Origin of the sequence: Streptosporangium sp. NBC_01755 (assembly GCF_035917995.1) — a bacterium.
In the GTDB taxonomy this organism is placed as follows: Bacteria; Actinomycetota; Actinomycetes; order Streptosporangiales; family Streptosporangiaceae; genus Streptosporangium.
The window spans coordinates 2,658,707-2,682,266 of record NZ_CP109131.1; the positions used below are offsets into that span (position 1 = coordinate 2,658,707).

The window sequence follows — 23,560 nt, forward strand, 5'->3', positions numbered from 1 at the left end:
ATCGCCCTGGTCGGCGATGTCTTCCATCTCCTCGGCCGTATCCGGGGCGCCGCCGATGTGCGCTCGGACGTACATGTCCAGCTGTACAACACCGACGCCGATAGCAACGTGTCCCCCCATGATCTGCACCGGTCTGTCACCGGCCGGCGACGGCGCGGTCGCCACCTGCGGCCCGTTCACCATCACCGCTCAGCGCGTGGGTGCGAAACTCGACGTCCGGCAACGCTGGCGCAGGAGCGGCACCTCCGCCTTCGGCGGGGGCAGCGAAAGCCCCTGGGTGTTCTGGTAGCTCTGGTTCTGGTAGCTCTGGTTCTGGCTGTCGCCCCTGAAAGGTCGTCGCTCGGGTACGTTGAGACCGATGAGTGATCAGCGCGCGGGGATTCACAGCCACCGACCGAGCGGGCGGGCGATGCCCGTACCGCCGACCGTGCGTACAGGCCGGTGGAGACCGATGGCCGCGGCGCTCGTCAGCCTGGCCGTGGCAACCTCCGGCTGCGCAGCCTCGTCGGGTGCCGCCTCATCGAACGCGCCGAGCCGGGCAGCTCCGAGCGCGACAGCTCCAGGTCAGACAGCTCCAGGTCAGACAGCGGCACAGTCGGCTCCGGAGCAGTCGGCTCCGGAGCAGTCGGCGGTGTCGCAACCCGCCCTGCCCGATCCGAAGGCGACGATCCCCAAGGACCCCGCGAAGCTGGCCCGTTCCCTGACCAGTACCGTCGCGGAGCTCCGACGCGCCACCGACGCCTGGATCCGCGACGGCGACCCCGGCAAGGGGCAGCCCCCCGAGCCGGTGGTGCTGCTGGCCCTGCAACAGCAGCGCATATACCGCCACCTGGCCCGCAACCCGGAGGTCGCGTCCCGCACCTACGCCAAGCTGTCGAAGTCCCTGGCCGCGCAGGCGAAGGACAACGTGACGGCCATCCGGAACCTGCTCTCCCTGGTCCGCCCCATCAGCGGGTCGGCGAAGTTCCGCGTCCAGCCGGCCAAACCCGCCGACGTCCTGCTCGGCCACTTCAAGCACGCCGAGCGCCGGTTCGGCGTCGACTGGGAGATCCTGGCGGCGGTGATGTTCGTCGAGACCAAGTTCGGCCGGGTACGGTCACCGAGCCACACCGGCGCCAAAGGGCCCATGCAGTTCATGCCGGGCACCTGGGCCGCCTACGGGATGGGCGGCGACATCCAGGACACCCGCGACGCCCTGCTCGCCGCGGCCAACTACCTGCGTGCCTCGGGAGCGCCGCGCGACTACCGGCGTGCGCTCTACGCCTACAACCACTCCTGGGCGTACGTCGACGCGGTGCAGCTGCACGCCCGCCAGATCAAGCGGGACATCAGGAACTACTACGCGTACTACAACTGGCAGGTCTACGTGGTCACCACCAACGGCGACCGCCGCCTCACCGGCCCCTGACCCGGATCCCTACGCCGACCTGAAGGCCAGGGACAACCGAGAATCAGCCGTGCCGGGCCTCGCCGTCCCAGGTGGCCTGGGTGATCCCGTCCTGCCGCAGCCGAAACTTCTCGATCTTCTGCGTCGGCGTCTTCGGCAGCGTCGGCACCAGCTCGATGTAGCGGGGCACCATGTAGCCCGGTGCCGTGGCCCGGCAGAACGCGTGCAGTTCCCCGGGGGTCAGCGTCGCACCGGGTCTGGGCACGACGACGGCTTTGACGTCCTCCTCGGTGAGCTCACTGGGCACCCCGATGGCTGCCGCCTCCAGCACCGCCGGATGTCTGATCAGCACCTGTTCCACCTCGTGGGCGGAGATGTTCTCGCCCCGCCGCCGGATGGAGTCGCTGAGCCTGCCCTCGAAGGTCAGGTATCCGTCGTCGTCGAACCTGCCGAGGTCACCGGTGCGCAGCCGGCCGTTCCGGAAGACCTGTGCCGTGGCCTCGGGCATCGCGTGGTAGCCGTTCATCACCAACCCCGGCTCGCGACCGCGCACCATGATCTCACCGATCTCTCCGCTGGGCAGCGGCGATCCGTGGCCGTCCTCGATCCGGACGTCGAACTCCGGGATCACCCGGCCGCACGCCCCCGGCTTCCGCGGCCCGTCGACGGGGTCGTAGACGGACACCCCACCGTCGGTCAGGCCGTAGACCTGCCTGAGCGGGATGCCGAAACGCTCCTCCCAGCCACGGTGCCACTCGGGCATGGGCACCCCCCATGCCAGCCGGACCCGGTGATCGCGGTCTCCGGCGTACGGCGGCTGTTTCCACAGGATCGTCAGCGTCGCGCCCATGAAGTTGAAGACGGACGCGTCAAACGCGCGTACCTCCGCCCAGAACCGGGAGGCGCTGAAGCGCCGGCTCAGCGCGGCCGTGCCTCGGCAGGCCAGAGCCGCCACGACGGTCAGCGTGGCCGCGTCGATGTGGAACAGCGGAAAAGGGCAGTACAGCACGTCGTCGGAGCGCAGTCCCAGGTACTTGGCGTGCAACTGCCCCTGCCTGGCCAGGTACCGGTGGGAGAGAACGCACGCCTTGGAAGCACCGGTGGTGCCGGAGGTGAACAGCATGGTCGCCGCGGCCAGCTCGTCGACCTCGGCGACGGGAGCCGGGGTTCCTTCACCTCGGTGGTCGGCCAGGTCCTCGAACCGCCCGTCACTCGAACCGCCGCGCACGATGACCCGGTCCAGCTCGGGAAGCCGGTCGAGCACGGGCGTGAGGACCGTCAGCAGCTCGGCGTCGGCGACCAGCACCGAGGCCCGCGTCACCCGCAGGGCGTAGCCGAGGCGTTCCCCGAACAGCGCGGTGTTGAGCGGGGCGTGGACGGCACCCAGACGGGCCAGGGCGAACCAGACGAGAACCTGGTCAAGACCGTTGTGCATCAGCAGCGCGACACAACCGCCCTCGCCTATCCCGGCCTGGGCGGCCCACCGGGTCATCGCTAGAAGTTCAGATGCCGCACTCCTTGCGGGCATTCTTGAGGGTCTTCGGTGGCTATAACCGACTGACGCGTCCGCGAGAGGCACGCTGCGATGGCTGCTCGCAACTGCTCCCGGAGCTTTTCCCTCATCTCATCATCGCCAGGAGCTCCGGATTCGCCATCCTCGGCCGCACTTCGGAGCACCAGAACTACATCCGCGTCTTCAAGAGACGAAACCTTCGTGCAGTGCGCGAAGGAACCCATGTTCCTGTAGATCTTTACCTGGAGGGCCAGGACATTGCTCCGCCCGTGGCCTTCGTTCACTCGCAGAAGCTGGTCCACACGCTGATGGGAGAGCCCCAGCAGCGTCGCGGTCTCCCGGAGGGAGTAGCCCTTTTCGGTAAGCGCCCGGGCAGCGATCGTGGATCGCTCCTGCCACAACTCCTGGGCGGCGTCCAACCATGCACGAGCGCCCTTCGCCTCACACAGCAACTCTCCAACATCGTTGGGCAGGTCGTACATCAACTCAATCTCGAACGCGTCCTGTTCGACATCGAGAATCGTTGCGATCAAGTCGCGGGCCATGTATTCGATCTTGGTCAGAGTTCGTGCTTGAGTGAGAGCGTTGAGCGGAGTGGAATCAGCACCGTCGCCGGCCGCCATGACACGGGCCAGCCACCAGCCGTCCTCCTGCCATGCCCTCACCTCATAGACCGGCTTCATTTGTCCATCCACCTCTTCCCAAAGTACGGCTCGAAGGTCGCCTCTATCTCCCGGGTCACAACCGGGGACAGATCGCCAGGATGCTGCGGGATCGTTGTCCAAGCAAGCACACTCCCGTCCTCGTCATACAGGCCGATCAGCTTGTGAGATCCCTTACCTCGCCGCCGACCGTTCTTACCAGGAATTTCCTTGACAGTGAAGCCTTGTTCAGCAAGACGAGCAGCAGCCCGCAGACATCTCTCCGCCTCGGCGACAGTCCTCATTCCCCGCACCATGACTCTGTAGTCTAATCTACTAGACACATCCCCGTCTATGTAACTAGACAGAGTCTGCTTGTGGCCGACTTTCCCGAAATCCTGGCGCGTCGATCACATGATCCTGTAAGGGGTGCATGGCCCAGGCATGCTCACCCCCGACCGTTGGCGCGTCGTCAACAGAAACAGGCCGGACTTCACGCGGGAGGCCGACCACCAGATCTTCGAGTTCCACCACGACCGTGACGATCACGGCCCTGACCCGTTGCCGTCTCCCAGCGAACAGCTTCTGGCCGCCGTCGCGCTTGGCGCGGGCCGCCGCGAGGAGCCCCGCGGACCCGAAACACGCGAAAGGCCCCGGCCTGCGAGTGCGGGCCGGGGCCTGGGGCAGGTGGTCACGGCCCCTTCAGACCGATGGGAGGTTCGGGCACGGCCAGCCCCAACGCGGCCGCCAGGTCGATTGTTCTGCGAGGGGGTCGAGCACCCCCCGATGCGGGAGTCGCCGCACCGGGAGGTCCTCATCTCATGGCGCCGCCACCGGGCCCGATGACCGCTACGGCAGGCCGTCCCTGTCCTCAAGCTTGGTGGTCACCTTGTTCGCGGGCGGGGGCTTGATGGAGACCCTGCTCCCCCAGCCGGTGAAGCGGGTCTCGGCGCTGATCGTCTTTCCTTCCCAGCCGGTGCTGTCGAAGATGCCGGTGACCGGGAAGGACGTGGTCAGGTGCTGCGGGAGCCGGTTACGGTCCACGGTGAGCTTGAACGTCACCACGGTCTTGTCGCTCGACCTGAGCGGCAGGGTGGCGCGGAACCAGGGTGAGACCTTGGCGAGCCGGCCGAACGTGGTGGTGCCGGTGTAGGTGTTGCGGGTCTGCTTGGCATCCTTGAGCAGAGCGGCGAGGGTCGTCGGCTCGGCGACGTTCACGAGCTGGCTGAACCAGCCGGCCACGCCGCCGGTCATGCCGTTCGGGGTCTTGTACCAGCTCTTGCCACTCGGCATTTTGTCGCGGTAGGTGCCGCCCTGGGAGTAGCTCGTGGTGCCGATCCGGATCGTCCGCGCGGGGGCGAACATACCGTCGCCCTGCCCGTCCCTCGGGTCGACAGGCGCCGCGCCTTTCGAGCTGATGTCCGAGGCGACGATCCCGGCCCTGCCGAACTGGAACGAGCCCGTGCGCCGAACGTAGGGCTCGGTCTTGCCCTCCTCCTTCATGGTGCTGAGCTCGGTGAACTTCACGCCCTTGCCCACGACGAGCCGGCTCTTCAACGCCTTGACCGGGTCCGCGGGAGCGGGAGCGGCCTGGGCGGGGGTTGCGGCAACGAGCAGGGCCGCCGTGGCCGCCGTGACACTCGCGATCACTCGCTTCATCTGGATTCCTTGGTGGTCCGACAGGGAGGAGAAAAAGGAAAGCCTGCCGGATCTTGATCACGAGCGCGTCTCGAAATATGTGATTCCGCGTGAAAATCTGATTGGCTGGACTTTCTCGCCATATCTCACCTAACCCTCCGAGCAGGACCGACGCGGCTCCGTCGAACTCGATCGAGCCATGTCTCGGCGGATCCCTACCGGGCCGCAGCGATGGGTTGAAGGCTCAGGTACGGCATCTCCGCACACCGGACCTTCGGTAAGAAAGCAATTTCAACACGGTGTAGCTACATGCTCGCCAGATCAAGCGGAACATCAGGAACTAATACGCGATAACCACCAACGGCGACCGCCGCCTCACCAGCCCTTGACCTGGGGTGCGCTTTCTGGGCGTACAAGTTCGCAGGTGTCCGCGGTCACGCGGTTACCATCAGGGGCGCCCCCGCTCCGCAGGCTTCTTCGGAGGCCGGGGTGTTCTCAGGAAGGGGTGCGGCCGTTGAGGCGGGCCGACACCTGGGCCGGGATCAGGTCGAGTTGCCAGCAGGCGCCGCAGTCGCGGCAGCGAGCCCCGCCGGGGAGCGGTAGCCGGTAGGTCCACTCGGCCCGGACATGCTCGCACCCAGCCACACGCCCGTGATGGCGGGCGCATCGTTCGGCGGTGACCGACTCGGTGGCCGTCACGATCAGCGGCGCGTCCCCCTGGACGCGCCCGCAGTGCGGGCAGGGCTTCGGGGGTGTCCGGTTCAACCAGTCCTCGATGCTTTTCTGCTCGGCGGCCAGCCGGAGGAGTTCCCCGGCGGTCTCCGCGACCAGGTAGCGGGTGAGCCCGACGCGCATGTCCCGCTCGGTCAGCGTGCGGCCGGGGTCACGGCGCGCGAAGAACACCTTTCCGCGGCTCTGCCTGGTCTGCCACCCCTCAATCACCGGCCCAGCTCCCAGCGGGGGCAACTCCCCGGCGGTGGAAGCCGATAGGTCGAATCGCTCGGGCATCGCGTCCCCTTCTAGTCGTTGCCGCTGTGGTGAGGCGTGACGGCGCCACCCCTCCAAGACCAACGCCGTCACGCCCGCTTATGGGTTCACCACCCCGTCGCAGGAGGACGGAGCAGTACGGGGGAATGGTTGAACAGGGTGGTGACGAGGGAGGCGTCCGCGTCGAACGAGCAGCAGACCACCAGCAGAAACGTCGGCGGCCTCTCTCCTCGTTCGCCACTGCCCAGTCGGCAGAGCCGGGTGACCTGCCCCCACACCAGGTCGACGGCCCGCTGCCCGTACTCCTCGCCTCGGACCGGCACGAGCCGAAACGGCTGCTCGCGGTCACGCTCGAAGGCCAGGAAACACCCCTGACGGAGATTTTCCGCAGGCCACACGACTCCCCCGGCAGCCCTCCGGGACGCCCGAACCAGCGATCTCGCACATCGATGATGCGCGATCATGCCGGGTACGCCGCTCTCTGCTCCGGCTCCGGCAGCGGATGGATCCGCCGCAACTCCGCGTACCGCAGAGCAACCCGATGCGTGGCCCGCTCAGGCTCCACCAGCGGGTGACGATCGTAGACGGGACGGTACTGACGAGGATTCCAGCCGGTACGCCACCAGAACTGACCTCCGCGACACCACACGATCAGATCCACCCACACCGACACAATCGCCAGCCCGTACCCGTCATGCACATCAGCCGTGATCCCGTACTGAGTCAGGGCCTCACGGAGCTCCTCAGCCGCCTCCACCGCGCTCGTATCGATGCAGGGAACGCCCTGTTCAGGAGAGGGTGGACAGGTCTCACCCAGGTTGCTGTCTGCCGTCGCCATACACTCAGAGTAAACAGAATCGTAGATCCCTGTCTACCCCGTACTATCCCGTAGGGTCCCACGAGGCGCATGCAGGCCCCTGAGAGGGGCTTTCTATCGTAGATAGCATGATCGAGTTTGAACCGGACCGGTCCCGCTGGGAGCAGGTCGCCGATGTCCTCCGCCAGCGCATCACCACCGGCGAGTACGGCCCCAAGCACCTTCTGTCAGAGGTTCGGCTCGTCCACGAGTTCGGCGTAGCCAGGGACACGATCCGCAAGGCACTCCGCCAGCTCCGCATAGAGAAGCTCGTCTACACCGTCCCCAACCTCGGCAATTTCGTCGGCCCCGGCCCCGATGACCCGGAAGAAGCCAGGCCGGAAAACAGCCCGGGCAGTTAATGCCCCGCGCGAAGACATAAGTTACAGCGGGTTAGGGTTGCGCTATCTGATACCTCACCGCGTCGGTCGGAGTCGGTCGGCGCAAAACCCCGGCCAGGAAGGCTTGCCCTCAGCACAACGGCCGTCCGGAGTCTCTGGGGCACCTCAGCTAGGGTGATTTCCGTGTTCGAGATGTGCCCTGCGACCGGTGATGACATCGGCCCTATCGCTGATCTGATTCGGGCGCGCGCGGACTGGATGCGGGAACGCGAGCTACGAGACGCAAGGCTGGCGGGTGGTGCGGACCTTCCAGCAGAGCGGCGTAACCGGGTACGCGCTGGCTCGCCGCGCTGAGCCGCAACCCCATCTCCCGGCCCTGGGAATGCGCCTCAACTGAACGCGACGGCGGCCTACTCGACCTCGGCGTCCATCATCCGCTGCGCGAACTCCCGGATCATCGTGCGCAGCAGGTCCGGGCTCGCCGCGGCGAGGGTGTCGTCGAAGTACTCCCCGACAGCGGACACGATGTCATTGACGACTACTTCGTCCCCTTCGTGTTGATATGAGCGAATCGAAGGATTACGGAGTGGCCGTCTCTTGTCACATGGATCTCACCCGTGCCAACGCCAGGGCTTGATCACCCGCACACCATCTCCCTGGACGTGAACGCATAGGCACGTGTATGCAGGCATACTGCGCACAGATCCCGAATTTCGTCTTAGTTTTACGATCTAACCTCTGTGTCAGCAGCGATGGCGCAAGGTACGGTGAGATCGTGTTGATCAGATTTGGAGCTACGAACTATCGCTCCATCCGGGAGCCGGTCGAGCTCTCGATGGTTGCGATCGATCGAGATCGAGAAGAAGCACGCCCTGCACCACTGCTCGGAGAGAGCCTTCTGCCACTTGCGGCGGTGTATGGGCCAAACGCCTCCGGAAAGTCAAACGTTATATCCGCACTTTCTTGGCTGCGTGATGCAGTTCACTTTTCCCTTCAATTTTGGGAGGATGAAATACCGATCGATTCATTCGCCTTTGGCGATGGCCCTATGTCCGCCAGTGAATTTAGCATCGAAATTGCAATCAATGGCGTTCGTTTCGAGTATGCACTTGAAGTGGATCACGAACATGTGATCTACGAAGGCCTCTTTCATTATCCCGAGAAGAAGCGCAGGCGAATATTTGAGCGAGAAGACTCAGAACTAAAGCTTCAAAGAGGACTAGGCGGCCTATCTGGCACCCGTGAACTTATGACGCCCAGGACGCTAGCACTCTCAGTCGCCCGACGGTTCGATGAGCCATTGGTGTCGAACTTTACACGAAAGCTCCTAAGCATACAGAATCTTGGCCACATGCCTAGAAACAACATCCCAGGCTTCCCGAAGAGAGCATTCCGAAGCTCGTCTTCTCGCTCAACAATTCGCTGGTTTGAAGATACAAGCGACCAACTACCCCTCTTCGGCGATAGCGATTTTGGTGACAGATTCATTGGAATTCGCCAACAAGCATTGGCGCTGCTGCGTCTGGCCGACCTTGGCATCGAAGATGTAATAATCGATAATCAAGTGATTAACTACTCTGATTCAGAAGTGCGCACCCAGCGCAGAGTTCGATTGCTCCACAAAACCTCCCAAGAGAGTGTTCCCTTTGACCTAAATTCCGAGTCAGAGGGGACGAGAACATGGTTTTCTCTAATCGGTCCAGTTCTAACTGCTCTGCGGGGGGGTTCAGTCGTCCTCTTCGATGAACTAGATGCGAGTCTACATCCAACCTTGTCAGCAGAATTGCTGCGTATCTTCCATAATCCAGTAACTAACCCCCGCGATGCTCAGCTTATCTTCACGTCTCATGACACCAGTCTTCTAAATTACCTTAATAGGGACGAAGTCTGGTTAACAGAAAAGCAGGCCGATGGCTCTACCCGCCTCGGCGCATTGGCCGATTTTGCCGGAGAGCGCGTGCGTAAATCCCAGAACCTTGAGAATGCCTACCTTCACGGCAGGTTTGGCGCCCTCCCCCAAGTGGATCAGACTGCCTTATTGCGCGCCCTTGGACTAATCGGCTGATGGCTTCGAGTAGGCACCCAAGGGGCGGAAGACCACTTAGAAGGACCACCGAAAAGCGGCCCGAACTCCGTACAATAATGGTCTTTTGCGAGGGTAAGAACTCGGAACCCGACTACGTAAACGGCCTGAAAAAACTTCCCCACATAGCCGAAAACACGGCACTGACCGTAAGGATTCATCCCGAACAAGGTGTACCGCTCACCCTGGTCAGGAATGCCATAGACTATAAGAACGACCCCGAAATCGACGAGTGCTGGTGTCTTTTTGATGTCGAATGGCCAAAAAACCATCCAAACTTAACACAAGCAATCAATCTCGCAAGATCAAAAGAGATAAACCTTGCAATATCAAACCCATGCTTCGAGCTATGGCTAATCCTGCACCACCAGAACTATGGCGCATTTATGGACACAGATTCGGCGGAACGTCGATCCCGTTCACTAGACGGCCGATCAGGGAAAAGCATTGATCCCGCAATCTACATACCGCTACGAAAGAAGGCGGCCCAATACGCCAAGCTCCTTAATGCACGGCACGATCAAAATGGGACATCTTTTCCACACGATAATCCATCCTCTGGGATGTATAAGTTCCTGTGGGACCTTGAGGGCGAATAGCGGCGAGTGGCCTTTGGGACTGCCGGGCTGTTCCTGCGGTTCACGGGCTGGTCGACCGGAGCTAGACCGGAACAGGGGATGGTCGACTGGAGACCGCCGGTCGGGTCCCACAGGTGGTTGACCCGGCCGCACATGACGTTGCCGTTGTCGCCCCAGCCCTTGCCGATCTCGTTGTTCAGGTTGGGCAGCGCGCCGGTGGCCTTCAGCTTGACCAGCAGCTTGCGGGTGCCGACGCTGCCGGCTGCGAAGAACACCCGGTCCGCGGTCACGGTCTTGGTGGTCGTGACAACCACCGGTGGTGTTGAGCTGGTCGATGACGACCGTGTAGCCGCCACCGGCCGCCGGGGTGACCGAGGTGACCTGGTGCAGCGCCGAGACGGTGCCCCTGCCGGTGGCCTTGGCATGGGCGATGTAGGTCTTCTGCAGTGACTTCTTGCCGTGGTTGTTGTCGTAGAGGATCTCGCCGGCCAGCGCCGACTTGGTGACGGTTCCGACCGCCTCCTGCTTCATGTAGTCCCAGTCGTACACGTCGGGCACAAAGACGAACGGGAAGCCGGAACGCTGGGCGTGCTTGCGGCCGACCCGGGCGTACTGGTAGCAGGCGGTGGAGTCGAACCGGGCCGAGTCGATGCTGTCGACGCCGAGCCCGGCGTCGGCGCGCGGGTAGTACTGACGATCAAAGGTGGACGTTACCCGAAGGCTATCTATCGCTGCAGGTCAGCGGCATGATCGCGCGTCACGCCGAGCTTTCAGATTAAGTATGGTGGCGGGCATCCCGACACGTCCCTGCGCCTTCCCGAACCGAGGCTCGTCGTGCCCCCTGTCTTGGTGGATGTGGCAGGTTGAACGGGTGACTGACACGGAGGATCGCCTGCCTCGGACGTGAGTGTTGATCGCTGCGCCTGGTTCAGCTGAACTGGAGGTAGGTGGCGAGCGTGGCGACCTCGTTTGACTCGTTCGCCGGGAAACGGGCGAGCAGCGTACGGAGCAGGCCGGCCTCATCCAGGGTGACCCAGACATAGCCCTGCTCCCGGTCACTGATCGTCAGTTGCCAGCCGGTCCCCTGGGCCCCGCCGAACTGCGCCGTGTTCTGCTGAATCACCGTGGTCCCGGTCGGTAGCCGCCGGAGCAGGCCGTCCCGGACCTTCTCGGCCAGTTTCGTACGTGCCTGATCCCCCGACGGGGGATCCACCGTGGTGACCCGTACGCTCAACTGTTGCCGATTGTCGGGAGAGGTCAGGTCGGCGCTGCCCGCGAGGTCTCCGGAGAACTTCCACCTGTCCGGATGGCAGAGCGAGACCCCGCCGATCCAGTCGTTGTGCGGGAGCAGCACCTCGGTGTTCACCGTCGACATGGCGGCGGTGGCGGAGGCGAGCCGCCGTTTTCCCGTGTAGAGATCCACCCGGTACTCGCCCGAGGGCGGGCAGTTTCGGTCCGCCAGGATCCACTTGCCCTCGCCCGAGAGCGTCAGCGTTGAGGGGGCGATCTGGACCGGGTCGTGGCGTTGGGACCACTCGTCGATGGGGCTCGGCCGATAGTAGGCGATTATGCCGAATTGTGATCCCTTGGGCAGATCTCGGTAGGTGTAGTCCGCAGTGATCTGCGCTCCCTGGACGGTCACCCTGAGCCTGGAAACGGCCGTGCCCGGGGCTGGGGCGGTGTTCGGGGCCAGTTCCTCACCCTGGGCACCGACCAGCGCGCCCTGGAGCTCGGCGACCAGGTCACGGATGTCGTCGCGCTGGCCCCCGACGAGGTCCAGGGTGGTACGGGTGGCCGCGTAGAGCTCCAGCCGCTCGGCGGGATCCGGCCGGGCTTTGATCCTCGTGATGACGTCGGCCGCCAGCCGTCTCGCGTCCTCGGTCCGGCCCTGACCGGCCACCGCCGTCAGGAGGTTCAGCCAGGGCAGCGGCGGCCCCGGGTTCAGCGCGATGGCACGCCTGCTGTACTCCTCGGACCTCTGGTGATCGGGTAGGTGGATGTTGGCGGCGCCGAGCCGGAGCAGCACGACGTAGCGCTCGCCGCCGAGTTCGAGCGCCCGGGTGAGGTCCGCGGCGGATGCCCGCCAGGCGCTTCGCGGGGCGGAGCTGTAGACGTAGTTCGAGGTCGATCTCTCCGGGCTGGCGGCCAGGATCCGCGCGGACGAACGGTGCTCGTAGGCCGTCGCGTAGTCGTCGTCCGCGGCAACGGCCCGGTCGTACGCCGTGACCGCCCCTTTGAAATCGCGGAGGGAGGCCAGCCGGTCCCCTTCGGCGACGGCTCTGACCGCCTCTTCCGAGGCCGCCTCCGGCGGGGCGACGAGGGCGACCATGGAGCTGAGCAGGCAGGTCACGGTGAGGAGCGCCGCCGGCCATACGAGGTAGCGGCGGGTGGGCGGGCTGACGGTAAGTGACAGGCCGAGCAGGGTGAGCGCCACGGCGAGCAGGGTGACCCCCGCCACGTAGACGTTCTTCTTGTCGCCCCACTCCGACGCGGTCTCCTGCGCGGCCTGCTGGCGCAGGGTGGCCCGGTTCGCGTCGACATACAGGTCGGCGTAGAGCATGTCCAGCCGGTTGACGTACTTCCCGGTGGCCAGCACCGACGTCTTCTGGACCTGGGAGTACGCCCGGCTCCAGCGGGCGACGGCCTCGGACTCGGCGCGTCTTTCCAGCAGTTCGGCCCGGACCGCGTCCAGGTCGTGCCGGTGTTTCAGCGTGTTCGCGACGCCGAAGTTGACCCGATTCTCCGCGATCTCCGCCTCGGTCGTCGTCTGCTCGCTCATCGCGACGATGGCGGCGCGCTGTGCGTCGCGCATCGTACGGTCCTCGCGCGCGCCCGCGTCACTGGCGAGGTAGCCGAGGACACCGCCCAGCAGCGCGATCAGCACGACGGCGAGCGAGAGGTGGCGCTTGTACGGCGAGTCGAGGTCCTCGACCGCGGGGGGTTCCAGATTGACGTCCATCGGCCCTCCTCACACCTCACACCGAAGTCAGGGCCAGCGGGACCGCGACGACCAGCAGGGCGAGGTAGCCCACCAGCGCCGCCGCGAACACGGCGGGGCGCCACCGCTCTGGTGGGACGAGCCGGGCTACCGTCAGCCCCACGATGACCAGAATCGACGCCACCACGCACAGCGCCAGCTCGCCGGACCGGTCGTGCAGGTCGTCGGCCTTGCGTACGGTCAGTTCGGGCTGGCCCTGCGGGACCGACATGTACTCGTTTACCCGGATGATGGCGTCCTGGCGCAGCTCGTGATTCCAGGTGGCGGTGGCTCCGATTCCGGTGCGGTAGCGGATGTCGATCCACTCAGCGGCCAGGAGCCCGTCGGCCTGCCTGCGCAGCAGCCGTGCCTGTGCCGGGTCGGTGGACTCGACCGCGTCCGCCTGCGCGTTCAAGACCCGGTACTGCGCGATCTGGCTGCCCTCGGAGCGGCTGCGCGCGATCGCGACCACCCGGCTCGACTGCACCTGAACGGTTTCCACGACCGCCTGACGGTCGGCGTCCACGGCCGCGGAGTCCACCCTGATGGAGACGTAGGTGAGCGCGGCACCGGTGATCGTCGCGACTCCGATCGCGACGGCGATCCACAACTCCCACGGCGCGCGGGTGCTCGTCTCCTTACCTTTCGCGCGGTATCTCGCCAAAATCCGAGAAATACGCGACCGGCGTACGTCCCCATTACCACCCGACGGCTCGGTGATGTGCGAAGCCGCGTCGAGATCTTCCCCGGCCGGCGTCTCCCCTGCTCGCTCCTCTTCAAATGGCTCAGCCACGCTTTCATTAGAAGAAGCTCCATGCATTGCGGCAAGTATTCTTACGTCGCGTTTCAATCACGAAAAAGATTCTCAATGGACACGCCGCCCGGGACAGCCATTCCGGCCACGGGCGCGTGACACGGTCCGGCCAAACGTCCAACGCACGGCAGGAGACTCGTAGGACACACCGTACTCAGTTGGAATTTCCTAAAGCTCTGGCAAACCAGGCCATAGAAGACAAAGATTGACCCGTGGCAAACGGGCTGAAAGAAGCCGACGATGAGATCGACCGCCTGGTGCGGCACTTCTGCTCGGACGAGCGGACCTACGCCTACGGCCCCTACGTCCAGGCGGGGCCGCCCGGCCGCCCGTTGGGTGGCGCGGAGCTGATCCCCGGGCGGCTACGGCTCTATCGCCTGGTCGACCGCGACGGCCGCAGGGTGGACCTGCACGTCTACGCCGGGTTGGCCGACATCGGCGGTCTGCTGTGGGAGCAGGAGGTCAGGGTCCTGCTGCGGCTGGGCGCATCGGGACTACACGGTCTGCCGGAGATCCTGAGCGGCGGCTACGAGTCTGCGGAGTCCACGGCCCGTGCGGGGGCGGTGGTCGGCGGCGTGGCCTTCATCGCCACCCGGGGGTCGGGCAGTACTCTCGCCGACCCCGGAGCGGCGGACTTCATGCGTGAACACCCGACGCTGGCGCTGAGCCAGTTCGGACGGCTCGCCAACGCGCTCGCGGAGCTGCACGACCTCGGTGTGCTCCACCGTAACCTCACCCCCGCCACGATCCAGGCCGACTTGGCGGACGAGCGCTCCCCCCGGCTGTGGATCGCCCGCTTCGAGATGAGCGCGCTGATCGGCAACCTCTTCCGGCGCAACCTCGACTCCGGCGCCGACCGCTCCGAGCTGGGCACGCTCCTGCTCGGCAGGGCCCCGACGCTGCGCACCCTCGCCTATCACCCGCCCGAGCGCGTGCGTTTCCTGTTTCCCACCGGTGAGGACGAACGGTTTCTCGAAAGCCCCACCTCCGACGTGTACGGCCTGGCCGCGACGGTCTGCGAGTGGTTCTACGACCCCGCGCGCCTTCCGGACGGCTCCGTCTCAGGGGCCTCGCCCGGCGAGGTCCGCGAGCGGCACACGCGGACGCGCAGGGAGATGACGCGTCTGCTGACCGCCTCACCCAAGGTACCGCACCGGCTGGCGAGCCTGCTGGCGGAGATGCTCGCAGAGGAGCCACGAAACCGGCCCACGGCGGCCGAGGTCGTCACCCGGCTGGGGCAGGACGCGGAGGGCATCCGCCTGGCGTTGACCGGCACCGAGCGCACCCGCCCCTACCTCGTGGCGCACATGCCCGAGCTGTCGAACGCCACCCTCTATCGCTGGGGCTGCATCTCCCAGCCCGCCGACACCCCCATGGGTCGCGATGAGCTGGCCAAGTTCATCGTCGACGACCTCCGCAACGCCAGGCTCCTGCACTCCCCCAAGGGCGCCGAGCCGTTCGCCGAGCGCGGCGACCTGAACGACCGGCTCGCCAGCCACCACGTGCTGCTCGGCAAGAACATCGCCTGGTTCTGCCGGAGCTTCCAGCGCAAGACCTGGGGACGGCTCGGCCCACCCCTCCCCGAGGCGCTGATCGTCAAGTACGTCGCGCGCCGCCATCATCCCTCCGCCCGGCGGCGGCTGGAGGATCTGCTTGCCCAGTCATCGTTCGCCCCCGAGGTCGCCGCGATCGACACAGTCGCCTTCGACGTGGCCGAGGAGGTCATGGAGGCCGAGCTGCTGGACCGCCCCTCGTGGACACCACTGCTCGACCTGCTCGACCTGCCTTCGCAGGAGTCCCAGCAGGACTTGGAGTACGGCAGGGCGCTGGACTGGATGCTGCAGTACCAGGGCGCCCAGCTGCGTGCCCGGACCTACGCCTTCGTCCGCATCGACCAGGGCGCGGGTGACGTCACGGTCGAGTGGGACAGGGAACGCGACAAGGCGCTGATCGACAAGAACACCCTGCTGCGCAAGTTCGCCGACTCCCCACGGCTGCGGCCCGCCTTCGGCGACTTCTTCGGCAACCTCGACGACGAGGAGGGTGACGCCCTGGTCGAAGTGGTCGAGGACGACAGGGGTACGCCGAGCAGGTCAAGCCGCGGTTCAGAATGGATCGTCCAGCGCCGGACCGGCGAGGACCGGGTCACACTCCGCCGCCCCGCCCGGGGCAGCGGGAAGATACCGCAGCGTGGCTGGATCAGGCCGCTCAGCGACAAGGGGACGAACACGGCGCTGCGTCGCCAGACCGCCGCCAGGGTGGACCTCATGGATGCCCGAGGGCTGCTGCGCCAGCTCCGCTCACCCAACTCCATCAAGCACATCGCATCCCGATGGCAGCGGGCGGGCAGCGGCCTGCTCGGCGAGGACGGCCCGGAGATCGTCCGTGCCATGTTGACCTACCAGCCGTTCTTCGCCGTGCAGGGCCCACCGGGAACAGGCAAGACCACGGTGGTGGCCGAGGCGGTGGCCGCCTACCTCGCCGACGACTCCACGGCCCGCGTGCTGGTCTCGGCGCAGTCCAACTACGCCTTGGACAACCTGGCGCAGCGCATCCTGCAGAAGGTCGGCGCCATGAACGGCGAGGGCATGCCGAGCGATGACTGGGCGGGCGTCGCCATGCGCATCACCTCGCGGAGCGGCGCCAGGCACAGCCCGCAGATCGAGCCGTGGACCCTGGAGAGGCTCACCGATCGGGAGGCGATGCACATCAGGGTCAGGGTACGGCTCAGGCTGGACGGCGGGGTCGGCAACGAGCCGCTGCACCGCGCATTGGAACGGTGGAACCGGTTGCTGGATCCGTCAGGGGAGGAGAACGTCCAGCTTGAGTTGGGTGACCGGCTCAAGCGAGCGGCGAACCTGGTCTTCGCCACCTGCGCCACCTCGACCGCCGAAGCGGTCACCAGCGGCGGTACCCGCAGCAGGTTCGACTGGGTGATCGTGGAGGAGGCGGCCAAGGCATGGCCGACGGAGCTGGCGATGCCGCTGGCCAGGGGGACCCGGTGGACGCTCATCGGAGACCACCGCCAACTCGGCGCTCACCGCCGCCAGGACTTCGAGAGCTTCCTCAACGACTGCGCCAGCGACCGCAACGAGGAGATCGCCCAGCTCTACCGGGAGCGGGAGAGCCTACTCCGGGCCTTTGACACCTTCCGCAACCTGTTCGGCAACCTCGACGACGTGGAGCTGTCGCCCTCGGCCAGGGAACGGCTACCGCTGCGCCAGTTGTCCACCCAGTTCCGCATGCGGGCGCCCATTGCCGAGGTGGTGAGCCGGGTCTTCTATCCGAAGCCGGGCCCTGTGGAGCAGGATGGCCTGCCGCGGGGCGGCCTGGCCACCGCCGAAGGCATCGGCCCGCTGTCGCTGCGACGGCCCGTCGAGTTCATCGGCGAGTCGCTGATCTGGCTGGACACCAGCGACATCCCTGACTGTGCCGACGTACCGCGCTGGAGCAACCCCGGTGAGGCGAAGGTTGTGGACGCGCTGGTGAAACGGCTGAAACCGGACCCCGTGCCGTACCGGAACGGTTACAGCGGCGAGCCTCTGGCGGTGCTTACCCCCTACCGGCAGCAGCTCGAGGAGCTGCGCCAATACGCCAGCGTGCGCGATCACCTGTCCACCGTGCACGCCTTCCAGGGACGCGAAGCAGACATCGTGCTGGTCTCGCTCGTCAGGTCCACACCGCGCGGCAAGGCCAGGGGCGCGCTGAGCAGCCTCGGACACCTGACCGAGCCCAATCTGATCAACGTGATGCTGTCCAGAGCCAGGAAACTGCTGGTCATCGTGGGCAACTTCCAGCACTTCGCCCAGGCGGGCGCGGAGGTCGAGTTCTGGGCGCGGCTCTGCACCGCGGTCCGGATCTACGGAACCGTGCTCCCGGCCGGCGAGGTGACAGGGTCATGAGCAACCGTCCCGCCCCAACGGTCACCGTCTACCTGCCCTGCGATGTGGGCCACGTGAGGGTACGCACCAATTTCGGCTCCACACTGTCGCCGATGGAGGACACGGTCCTGCGCGTCATCTCGGCGCTGACCGACGGGCGCGACAGCGACCCCGCCGGCATCGACGATCTGGCCGCACTACTCGGCCTCGGCCGCAAGGTGACTCTCGACCTCGTCCACGACCTGTGGCGGCATGGCTACCTCACGGTCGACTTCGCGGACGGCTCGATCAGTCTCAGCCCCGAGGTCAGGCGGCGGCTTGCCGACGGCAGCCTGCGCACCCTGGCCAGCGCGGAGTCCGACGAGCACACGGTCGAGCTGATGATCGAGCGGCTGACCGGGCACGTGATGCCCAGCGCGGGCCCTCGGTCGCCGAAGCACCCGAGGTTCGCGGTCAACCAGGTCTCGTCGGACGTCACGCTGGACACCGCGCCCCGTTCGGAGCTGCTGGCCGCCGTCAGCAGGTGGCTGCGGCAGCAGGACGGCGACACCGACGACGGCGAGCTCCTGACCGAGATCCAGAGCGCGCGCGGCGGAGCGGGCCGTCCTCGGCAGATCTCGTCCGTACGAACCGTGCCGGCGGACCTGCGGGTGGTCTCTGGGCGGCGCTGGTACGCGATGGACGTGCAGGCCGAGATCGACGAGGACACCGACACTCTGGTCGTCACCGTGGTCGACCGGCATTTCCCACCCACGCGTCGCGAGCTCGCCTCGACCAGGCTGACCCAGCTGGCGCAGGCGTTCCCCAATGATCCGCTCACCAAGCAGCTGCGCGAGGTGGCGAGCGCGGGGTTGGCCGAGCCTCCGCCGATCGAGGAGGACATCGCCAGGCTCACCGAGGACGCGGCGAGGCTCGAACGGGTTCCGCCGACCCAGCGCCGGGCCAGGCACCTGGAGCTGGCCGACGACGCCCGCCGCATCGAGGCGATGCTCGACCACCGCTTCGCCAGGGAGGTCGAGCATCGAGTCGTGATCGGTCCCACCGAGCATGCCGCCATCCTGGCCGAGCTCGTCGACAGCGCGCGGACGCAGATCGTCATCGCCGTACCGTGGGTGAGGTACGCCGCGCTGCGGACGGTGGAACCTCGGCTGCGCCAGGCCGTCAAACGCGGCGTACAGGTCGTCGTCGTCTGGGGCATCGCACACCGCTCCACGCTTGACGTCCAGGTCGATTCGGCCATCGATAGTCTCACCCGCGAGCGGGGCAGGGCATCCGCGCTGGTGCCCAAGGTGTCGGCCCGCACGCACGCCAAGGTCGTCGTCTGCGACGACCGCCGTGCCCTGGTCACGAGCTGGAACGCGCTCAGCGCCCGCGGCGGCGACCACGAGATCGGGCTGCTGCTGTCCTCCCCCGACGACCGGGGCGGTGAGGCGGTGCGCGATCTGCTCGGCTGGGTCAGGACCACCGTGCCAGAGGGGCCGCTCAGCCGGATGGTACTCCAGCAGGAACACCAGTTTCCCCCGCCCAGCACCGACCCCACCGCGCCCCGGCCGACCACGCCGGTGCCGACGCCGCCGCCCGACGAGAGCACGGATGAGCAGTCGGCGGGAGCTGTGCGGGCCTGGGGACTGGCCTGGGCGGAGTACGCCGCCCGGTTCCAGCAGCGGCTCGCCGAGCGTGTCAGGAGCTCGGCGAGGATCGTGGAGGACGGCGAGCACCGCGAGCTGCTCTGGCGTGCGCTGCGCATGGCCGCACGCCGCCTGGTGATCTCCTCGCATGAGATCGGTGACGAGGTGCTGGACCGGCGCATGGCCGACGCGCTGGAGCGGTGCCTACGGCGCGGCGTCGAGGTGACCGTCTCGTACGGCAGGCCGACCGCGCAGGGGAGCACGGCGGCGGCACTGCTGCGTGATCTGGCCGACAGGTATCCCGACCTGATGCGGTTGAATGTCGGCGGGACCCACGCCAAGGTGCTTGTCTGGGATGACGACGTGGTGGTCGGTAGCTTCAACTACCTCTCCTACGCCGGGCACGGCACACTCGGCGGGCGGCACCTGCAGCGCTCGGAGCTCAGCGTCAGGCTTGCCGGGCCGGCGATCGCGAACGAGGTGGCCTCGGCGGCGGGCGAGCCCGCCGAGGTGACCGCCAGGGTGGCGGGTAGGTCCTCGGGCACGGTGGCGCCCGCTCCCCCGGCCCACGACCCCGGCGTGCTGGCGGCGACGCGCCGGATCCTCGACGCGGCCGGGGACGGCGCCACGGCCACCTCTGCCATCGCCGCGGAGCTGACCTCAACTGACGATCCATGGCCCGTCCTGGAGAGCCTGCACGAGGTGGAATCGGGGTCGATGGTGGTGCGGGCGGCGGCCGCCTTCTGCCTCAGCCGTTACGCGGGGGATGCGGATCCCGACGTCGTACTGCGCTGGCGCCGCCACCTCGTCGTGGACCTGTGGCGCTCCGGCGCGTTCGTCGAGGCGGCGGTGCTGCGCTGCGCCGACAACGACGGGACCTGGCAGCCCAGCCCTTCTTTCGCGGTGGCGGCCGCCGCGCGGACCACTCCGCGCGGCGGGGACGCACTGGTCGCCGCCGTTTTCGATGCCGACCTGGTCGATGACGAGCGCTCCGCCCTGCTCGCCGTCGCCGTGGCCGAGACGCTGGCCCGAGGCTCGTCCGACGCGCACGGTGCCGTCGAGGTGCTGTCGTCGTCGATCTCCGGCCCGTGGGCCAAGCTCGGTGAGCTGGCGGTGGACTATCACGCCAGGACGATCGGCGCCGACACCGCCGACCTGATGCACGCCATCGCGGACGAGCGGCAGCGGCGGCACGCACTGCGGGCGGCCTGGGAGTCCGTGGACCTGGCGCTGGAGCAGTCCCGCCCGTTGCCCGTCGACATCGAGGGCGCCAAGCGCACCCATGCCGCGCTGTTCAAGGAGAGCGGGATCTTCGGCATGCTGGGCGACGCGGCCACCCGGCGGGATGTGGCCGGGCTGCGCAATCTCGTTGGCGGCACGTTCCCAGACGCGAACGACCCCGAGGAGCGCGCGGGTGTGCTGGTCGACGACACCTGGCGGCAGGTCGCGCCGCGACACGAACTACTCACCGGCATGTATCGGGGCAAGTACCTGGGCCGGCTGGCAAAGGTGGTGCTCTCGGTGCGGAGCCTGACCAGGCTCGCCACCGAGGACCATCGGCTGCGCCACCGTCCCGAGCTGCTCGACGCCACCCGCGCGCTCGCTGACGGCTTCCACGCGATGCGCCCCGAACTGGCCGGTGAGAACGGGCGGCTGGGCCGGACAGGCGGCCCGGTCGCGGCGGCTGTCCTGGCGGACCTGGACCATCTGTTCGCGGGTACCAAGGAGGAGGCGTTGCGGGCGTGATCGATGACGTGGTGCGGGAGTGGCCGGACGTGTGGCGTTATCCCGACCTGGCCGCGGCGCTCGCACGCGGCGACGCCTCAACCGACCTGGCCATGCTGCTCCTTCGCGGCCTGGCTGAGCCTCTCACCGTCGAGCAGAGCGCCCACCGTCTGATCGCCGACGGTGAGTTCCGCGCCGTCGAGGAACTGCACCAGAAGGCCCACCTACCGGTGCGGGCGGCCAAGGACATCGCCGACCGGCTGGAGCGGGCCCGCGCAGCGGCGGCCGTACGGGTTCACCACGACGCGGTCGGCCTGGAGCGCAGGTCCGCCCGCGCGGGTGTCTCGCTTGACGTGGATGTGCGCGATCTGACCGACGACGCGTGGCTGCGGCTGGCCGACGCGGACGCCAAGCTCGGCGAGCTGGACGAAACGGTGCGCTCGCTGGAGGAGCAGGCCTCAGTCGAACTGCGCCGATCCCTTGCGGCGCGGGCCGCCGAGCTGGACGGTCAGGACAGAGCGGTGGCGGCCTGGCTGGAGTCGGCCGAGGTCTGTATCCAGGCCGGGGAGTTCGACACGGCCAAAGCACTGATCGGCGACGGCCCCCAGCACCGCCATGCCGACACCGAACCGCGGCTGGTGCCCCGGCTCAGGGAGGACTGGCCGTACGAGGAGAACGACCTTGAGACGATCATGTCCTGGTACTTCGAGCCAGGCGCGCCCTACCCACCGGGATTCGCCACATGGCTTCCCGCGCGAGATGACGCCGAAGCCTGGGCGTTGCTGCGCGCACTGCGCGACACGGCACGGGAGGTCACTCACGACACGGTCTCCGCGCTGCTCCGCTCCCTGCACAGGTTGCTCGGTACCGACCGTCCCTGGCTGGAGTTGGACGACGTCGGCCACAGGGTACTGACCAGGATCAGCCTCCCTGACAACGCCCGCCTGCCGTGCCTGGCTTTTCTCGGCAGACGCGAGCTGGCGACTTGGGTGTCCAATCCGCGCCGCCCGCATGATCCGCCGGCCTGCGACGGCCCGCTGCTTTGGATCGCGCCGTCCGTCCGTGCCCAGGAGGTGCTCCAGGACAGGCGGTCGGTACGCGGCGTGGCCAAGCTTGACGCCACGTTCCTCCTCAGGCTCGTCGCCCCGGTTCACGGCCGACGCCTGGAACCGGCGGTGCGCCTGATCAACCTGCTGAGGGCGATCTGCCCACGCCTGGCACCCGACGAGGTCATGAACTGGCGAGAAGCCGCCGAGCACCCTCAGCGGCACCACCTGACCTGGCTGCTGCACCTGCTGGGCATCTCCGCCGACATGGCGACGACCGACGCGGTCCGCTACGACGTCGGCGACAACCCCGCCGTCCTACGCAGGTTTCTGGCGGAGGTGGTGCCCGGCCCCCCCAGGCACGACAGGGCTCGTTCAGTGCTGCTTGACCTGGCCCTGCTGAACGAGGTACGCGGCCGCGACGAGTGGCGCACCGAAGCGGTCAGGGACCTGCTCGCGCCGCACGCGGGCGAGCGGGCCGCCTTGGCCCTGCTGTGGGCCGCCATCGACTTCGACAGTGACGAGTTCACTCTCGACGACCTGCGCGAGGACCTCACCTCGATCGCCGAGGCGGAGGTGGCCGAGGTGGTGGTGAGCCACTCCGGCCTGCCCGCCGGTGCCGCCTACCTCGTACGGGAGGGATTGTTCGAAGGCCCTCAGGAGGGCCCCTTCCGGCTGCCCGCGAGCGGGATTCGCGCGCTGCTGACGGAGAAGCGCCCCGGCCACGTTCCACGTGATCAGGCGGTGCTCGCCGCCAGGGCCGTTTACGAGGAGTACCGCGACACCGCCGCACGCCGGATCGCCGAGGTCGGTGACCGGATCGTCCGCGTGATCGGTCACAAGATGAACGGCAGGCGAGCGGTGATCAGGAGCGCGTTGGAGGAAGAGCGCGCCGAATACGCACTGGACGTGGTGAAGTCACTTCCGTCTATCCATGGTATGTACACCAGCGCGACCGCGCCGGAGCGGCCGTGCAGGCTGACGGAGATCCTGAAGAATCCACTTAGCGTGGCGCAGGGCGACAGTGGGGGAATGCTCAGGTACGAACTTCAGCACGGCGAGGACCTGTTCGTCCACGCGAACCCGTGGGTACTCAGCGAGTGCTTCTTCAACCTTTTCGACAACTCGCGGCTGGCGGTGCGGGAGACCGGCAGGGAGTTCGGCGACATCAGGGTGACGGTCACCGTCGAGGTGGACGATCCGACCCGGTGCCTGATCGACATAGAGGACTCCGGCATCGGCCTGTCGGCGGAGGCGCGGGAACGGCTGGCGCGCGAAGACCGGTTCAGCAGTCATGGCGGCAGCGGGGTCGGTTTCCGGACGGCCAGGTCCTGGTTCAGGGCCTTCGGCGGGCATCTGGAGATCGTGGGCCGATCCGCCGTTCTGGGCGGAGCGCATCTGCGGGTCACCCTCCCTCTGACCGACCCGCCCGCCCAGATGTGATCCGTGCCGTATGGCGCCGGAT

Annotated in this window: 18 protein-coding genes; 8 read left to right on the forward strand and 10 right to left on the reverse strand. The window is 66.9% G+C overall.

Features of this window, described 5'->3' with window-relative positions; genetic code table 11:
• The first annotated feature begins 118 nt into the window (after positions 1-118).
• Positions 119-289: a hypothetical protein gene (locus tag OG884_RS12180; protein ID WP_326645113.1), complete on the forward strand. Its 171-nt coding sequence runs from the start codon at positions 119-121 to the stop codon at positions 287-289.
• A gap of 342 nt (positions 290-631) precedes the next feature.
• Positions 632-1,408: a lytic transglycosylase domain-containing protein gene (locus OG884_RS12185; RefSeq protein ID WP_326645114.1), complete on the forward strand. Its 777-nt coding sequence runs from the start codon at positions 632-634 to the stop codon at positions 1,406-1,408.
• A 43-nt stretch (positions 1,409-1,451) separates the two neighbouring features.
• Here the strand turns inward: OG884_RS12185 and OG884_RS12190 are convergent, their stop codons facing one another.
• From OG884_RS12190 to OG884_RS12220, 7 genes are all read right to left on the reverse strand, one after another.
• Positions 1,452-2,879, reverse strand: a complete 1,428-nt coding sequence (locus OG884_RS12190; protein WP_326645117.1) for an AMP-binding protein — start codon at positions 2,877-2,879, stop codon at positions 1,452-1,454.
• Positions 2,880-2,881: 2 nt separating this feature from the next.
• Positions 2,882-3,583, reverse strand: a complete 702-nt coding sequence (locus OG884_RS12195; RefSeq protein WP_326645119.1) for a hypothetical protein — start codon at positions 3,581-3,583, stop codon at positions 2,882-2,884.
• On the reverse strand, positions 3,580-3,846 hold the full coding sequence (locus tag OG884_RS12200; RefSeq protein ID WP_326645121.1) for a hypothetical protein: 267 nt from the start codon (positions 3,844-3,846) through the stop codon (positions 3,580-3,582). The genes OG884_RS12195 and OG884_RS12200 overlap by 4 nt, the downstream gene beginning before the upstream one ends.
• Before the next feature lie 544 nt (positions 3,847-4,390).
• Complete coding sequence (locus OG884_RS12205) at positions 4,391-5,200, reverse strand: hypothetical protein (protein WP_326645123.1); 810 nt, start codon at positions 5,198-5,200, stop codon at positions 4,391-4,393.
• 474 nt (positions 5,201-5,674) lie between these two features.
• Positions 5,675-6,187: a hypothetical protein gene (locus tag OG884_RS12210; RefSeq protein ID WP_326645125.1), complete on the reverse strand. Its 513-nt coding sequence runs from the start codon at positions 6,185-6,187 to the stop codon at positions 5,675-5,677.
• Positions 6,188-6,273: 86 nt separating this feature from the next.
• Positions 6,274-6,564, reverse strand: coding sequence for a hypothetical protein (locus OG884_RS12215; protein WP_326645127.1), 291 nt, complete (start codon positions 6,562-6,564; stop codon positions 6,274-6,276).
• Positions 6,565-6,626: 62 nt separating this feature from the next.
• A complete protein-coding gene (locus OG884_RS12220) occupies positions 6,627-7,004 on the reverse strand; it encodes a hypothetical protein (protein WP_326645129.1) in 378 nt (125 codons plus the stop codon).
• Between the two features lie 107 nt (positions 7,005-7,111).
• Between OG884_RS12220 and OG884_RS12225 the strand changes: the two genes are divergently transcribed.
• The 3 genes from OG884_RS12225 to OG884_RS37475 all read left to right on the forward strand — a co-directional run bounded on the left by OG884_RS12225 (position 7,112) and on the right by OG884_RS37475 (position 10,045).
• Positions 7,112-7,384, forward strand: coding sequence for a winged helix-turn-helix domain-containing protein (locus OG884_RS12225; protein ID WP_326645131.1), 273 nt, complete (start codon positions 7,112-7,114; stop codon positions 7,382-7,384).
• A gap of 754 nt (positions 7,385-8,138) precedes the next feature.
• Complete coding sequence (locus tag OG884_RS12230) at positions 8,139-9,428, forward strand: AAA family ATPase (protein WP_326645133.1); 1,290 nt, start codon at positions 8,139-8,141, stop codon at positions 9,426-9,428.
• A 77-nt stretch (positions 9,429-9,505) separates the two neighbouring features.
• Positions 9,506-10,045, forward strand: coding sequence for an RloB family protein (locus OG884_RS37475; RefSeq protein WP_442811722.1), 540 nt, complete (start codon positions 9,506-9,508; stop codon positions 10,043-10,045).
• Here OG884_RS37475 and OG884_RS12235 read toward each other — a convergent pair.
• From OG884_RS12235 to OG884_RS12245, 3 genes are all read right to left on the reverse strand, one after another.
• Positions 9,967-10,449, reverse strand: coding sequence for a hypothetical protein (locus OG884_RS12235; RefSeq protein ID WP_442811671.1), 483 nt, complete (start codon positions 10,447-10,449; stop codon positions 9,967-9,969). The genes OG884_RS37475 and OG884_RS12235 overlap by 79 nt on opposite strands.
• Before the next feature lie 503 nt (positions 10,450-10,952).
• Positions 10,953-12,983, reverse strand: a complete 2,031-nt coding sequence (locus OG884_RS12240) for a tetratricopeptide repeat protein (protein ID WP_326645137.1) — start codon at positions 12,981-12,983, stop codon at positions 10,953-10,955.
• Between the two features lie 16 nt (positions 12,984-12,999).
• The gene (locus tag OG884_RS12245) at positions 13,000-13,794 is read right to left on the reverse strand and encodes a hypothetical protein (RefSeq protein ID WP_326645138.1); all 795 of its coding nucleotides are present in this window, start codon (positions 13,792-13,794) and stop codon (positions 13,000-13,002) included.
• Positions 13,795-14,027: 233 nt separating this feature from the next.
• Here OG884_RS12245 and OG884_RS12250 point away from each other — a divergent pair, with 233 nt between their 5' ends.
• From OG884_RS12250 to OG884_RS12260, 3 genes are read left to right on the forward strand one after another with little or no spacing between them, the layout of a single operon-like run.
• Complete coding sequence (locus OG884_RS12250) at positions 14,028-17,717, forward strand: AAA domain-containing protein (protein WP_326645140.1); 3,690 nt, start codon at positions 14,028-14,030, stop codon at positions 17,715-17,717.
• Entirely contained in the window at positions 17,714-21,070 is a 3,357-nt protein-coding gene (locus OG884_RS12255; protein WP_326645142.1) for a phospholipase D-like domain-containing protein, read from the forward strand. The genes OG884_RS12250 and OG884_RS12255 overlap by 4 nt, the downstream gene beginning before the upstream one ends.
• The gene (locus OG884_RS12260; RefSeq protein ID WP_326645143.1) at positions 21,067-23,538 is read left to right on the forward strand and encodes an ATP-binding protein; all 2,472 of its coding nucleotides are present in this window, start codon (positions 21,067-21,069) and stop codon (positions 23,536-23,538) included. The genes OG884_RS12255 and OG884_RS12260 overlap by 4 nt, the downstream gene beginning before the upstream one ends.
• Positions 23,539-23,560: the final 22 nt, after the last annotated feature.

Coding starts and splice junctions, on each gene's coding strand:
- OG884_RS12180 (WP_326645113.1), top strand. CDS start 119: ATGATCTGCACCGGTCTGTCACCGGCCGGCGACGGCGCGGTCGCCACC.
- OG884_RS12190 (WP_326645117.1), bottom strand. CDS start 2,879: ATGACCCGGTGGGCCGCCCAGGCCGGGATAGGCGAGGGCGGTTGTGTC.
- OG884_RS12195 (WP_326645119.1), bottom strand. CDS start 3,583: ATGAAGCCGGTCTATGAGGTGAGGGCATGGCAGGAGGACGGCTGGTGG.
- OG884_RS12200 (WP_326645121.1), bottom strand. CDS start 3,846: ATGAGGACTGTCGCCGAGGCGGAGAGATGTCTGCGGGCTGCTGCTCGT.
- OG884_RS12205 (WP_326645123.1), bottom strand. CDS start 5,200: ATGAAGCGAGTGATCGCGAGTGTCACGGCGGCCACGGCGGCCCTGCTC.
- OG884_RS12210 (WP_326645125.1), bottom strand. CDS start 6,187: ATGCCCGAGCGATTCGACCTATCGGCTTCCACCGCCGGGGAGTTGCCC.
- OG884_RS12220 (WP_326645129.1), bottom strand. CDS start 7,004: ATGGCGACGGCAGACAGCAACCTGGGTGAGACCTGTCCACCCTCTCCT.
- OG884_RS12225 (WP_326645131.1), top strand. CDS start 7,112: ATGATCGAGTTTGAACCGGACCGGTCCCGCTGGGAGCAGGTCGCCGAT.
- OG884_RS37475 (WP_442811722.1), top strand. CDS start 9,506: ATGGTCTTTTGCGAGGGTAAGAACTCGGAACCCGACTACGTAAACGGC.
- OG884_RS12235 (WP_442811671.1), bottom strand. CDS start 10,449: ATGCCAAGGCCACCGGCAGGGGCACCGTCTCGGCGCTGCACCAGGTCA.
- OG884_RS12240 (WP_326645137.1), bottom strand. CDS start 12,983: ATGGACGTCAATCTGGAACCCCCCGCGGTCGAGGACCTCGACTCGCCG.
- OG884_RS12255 (WP_326645142.1), top strand. CDS start 17,714: ATGAGCAACCGTCCCGCCCCAACGGTCACCGTCTACCTGCCCTGCGAT.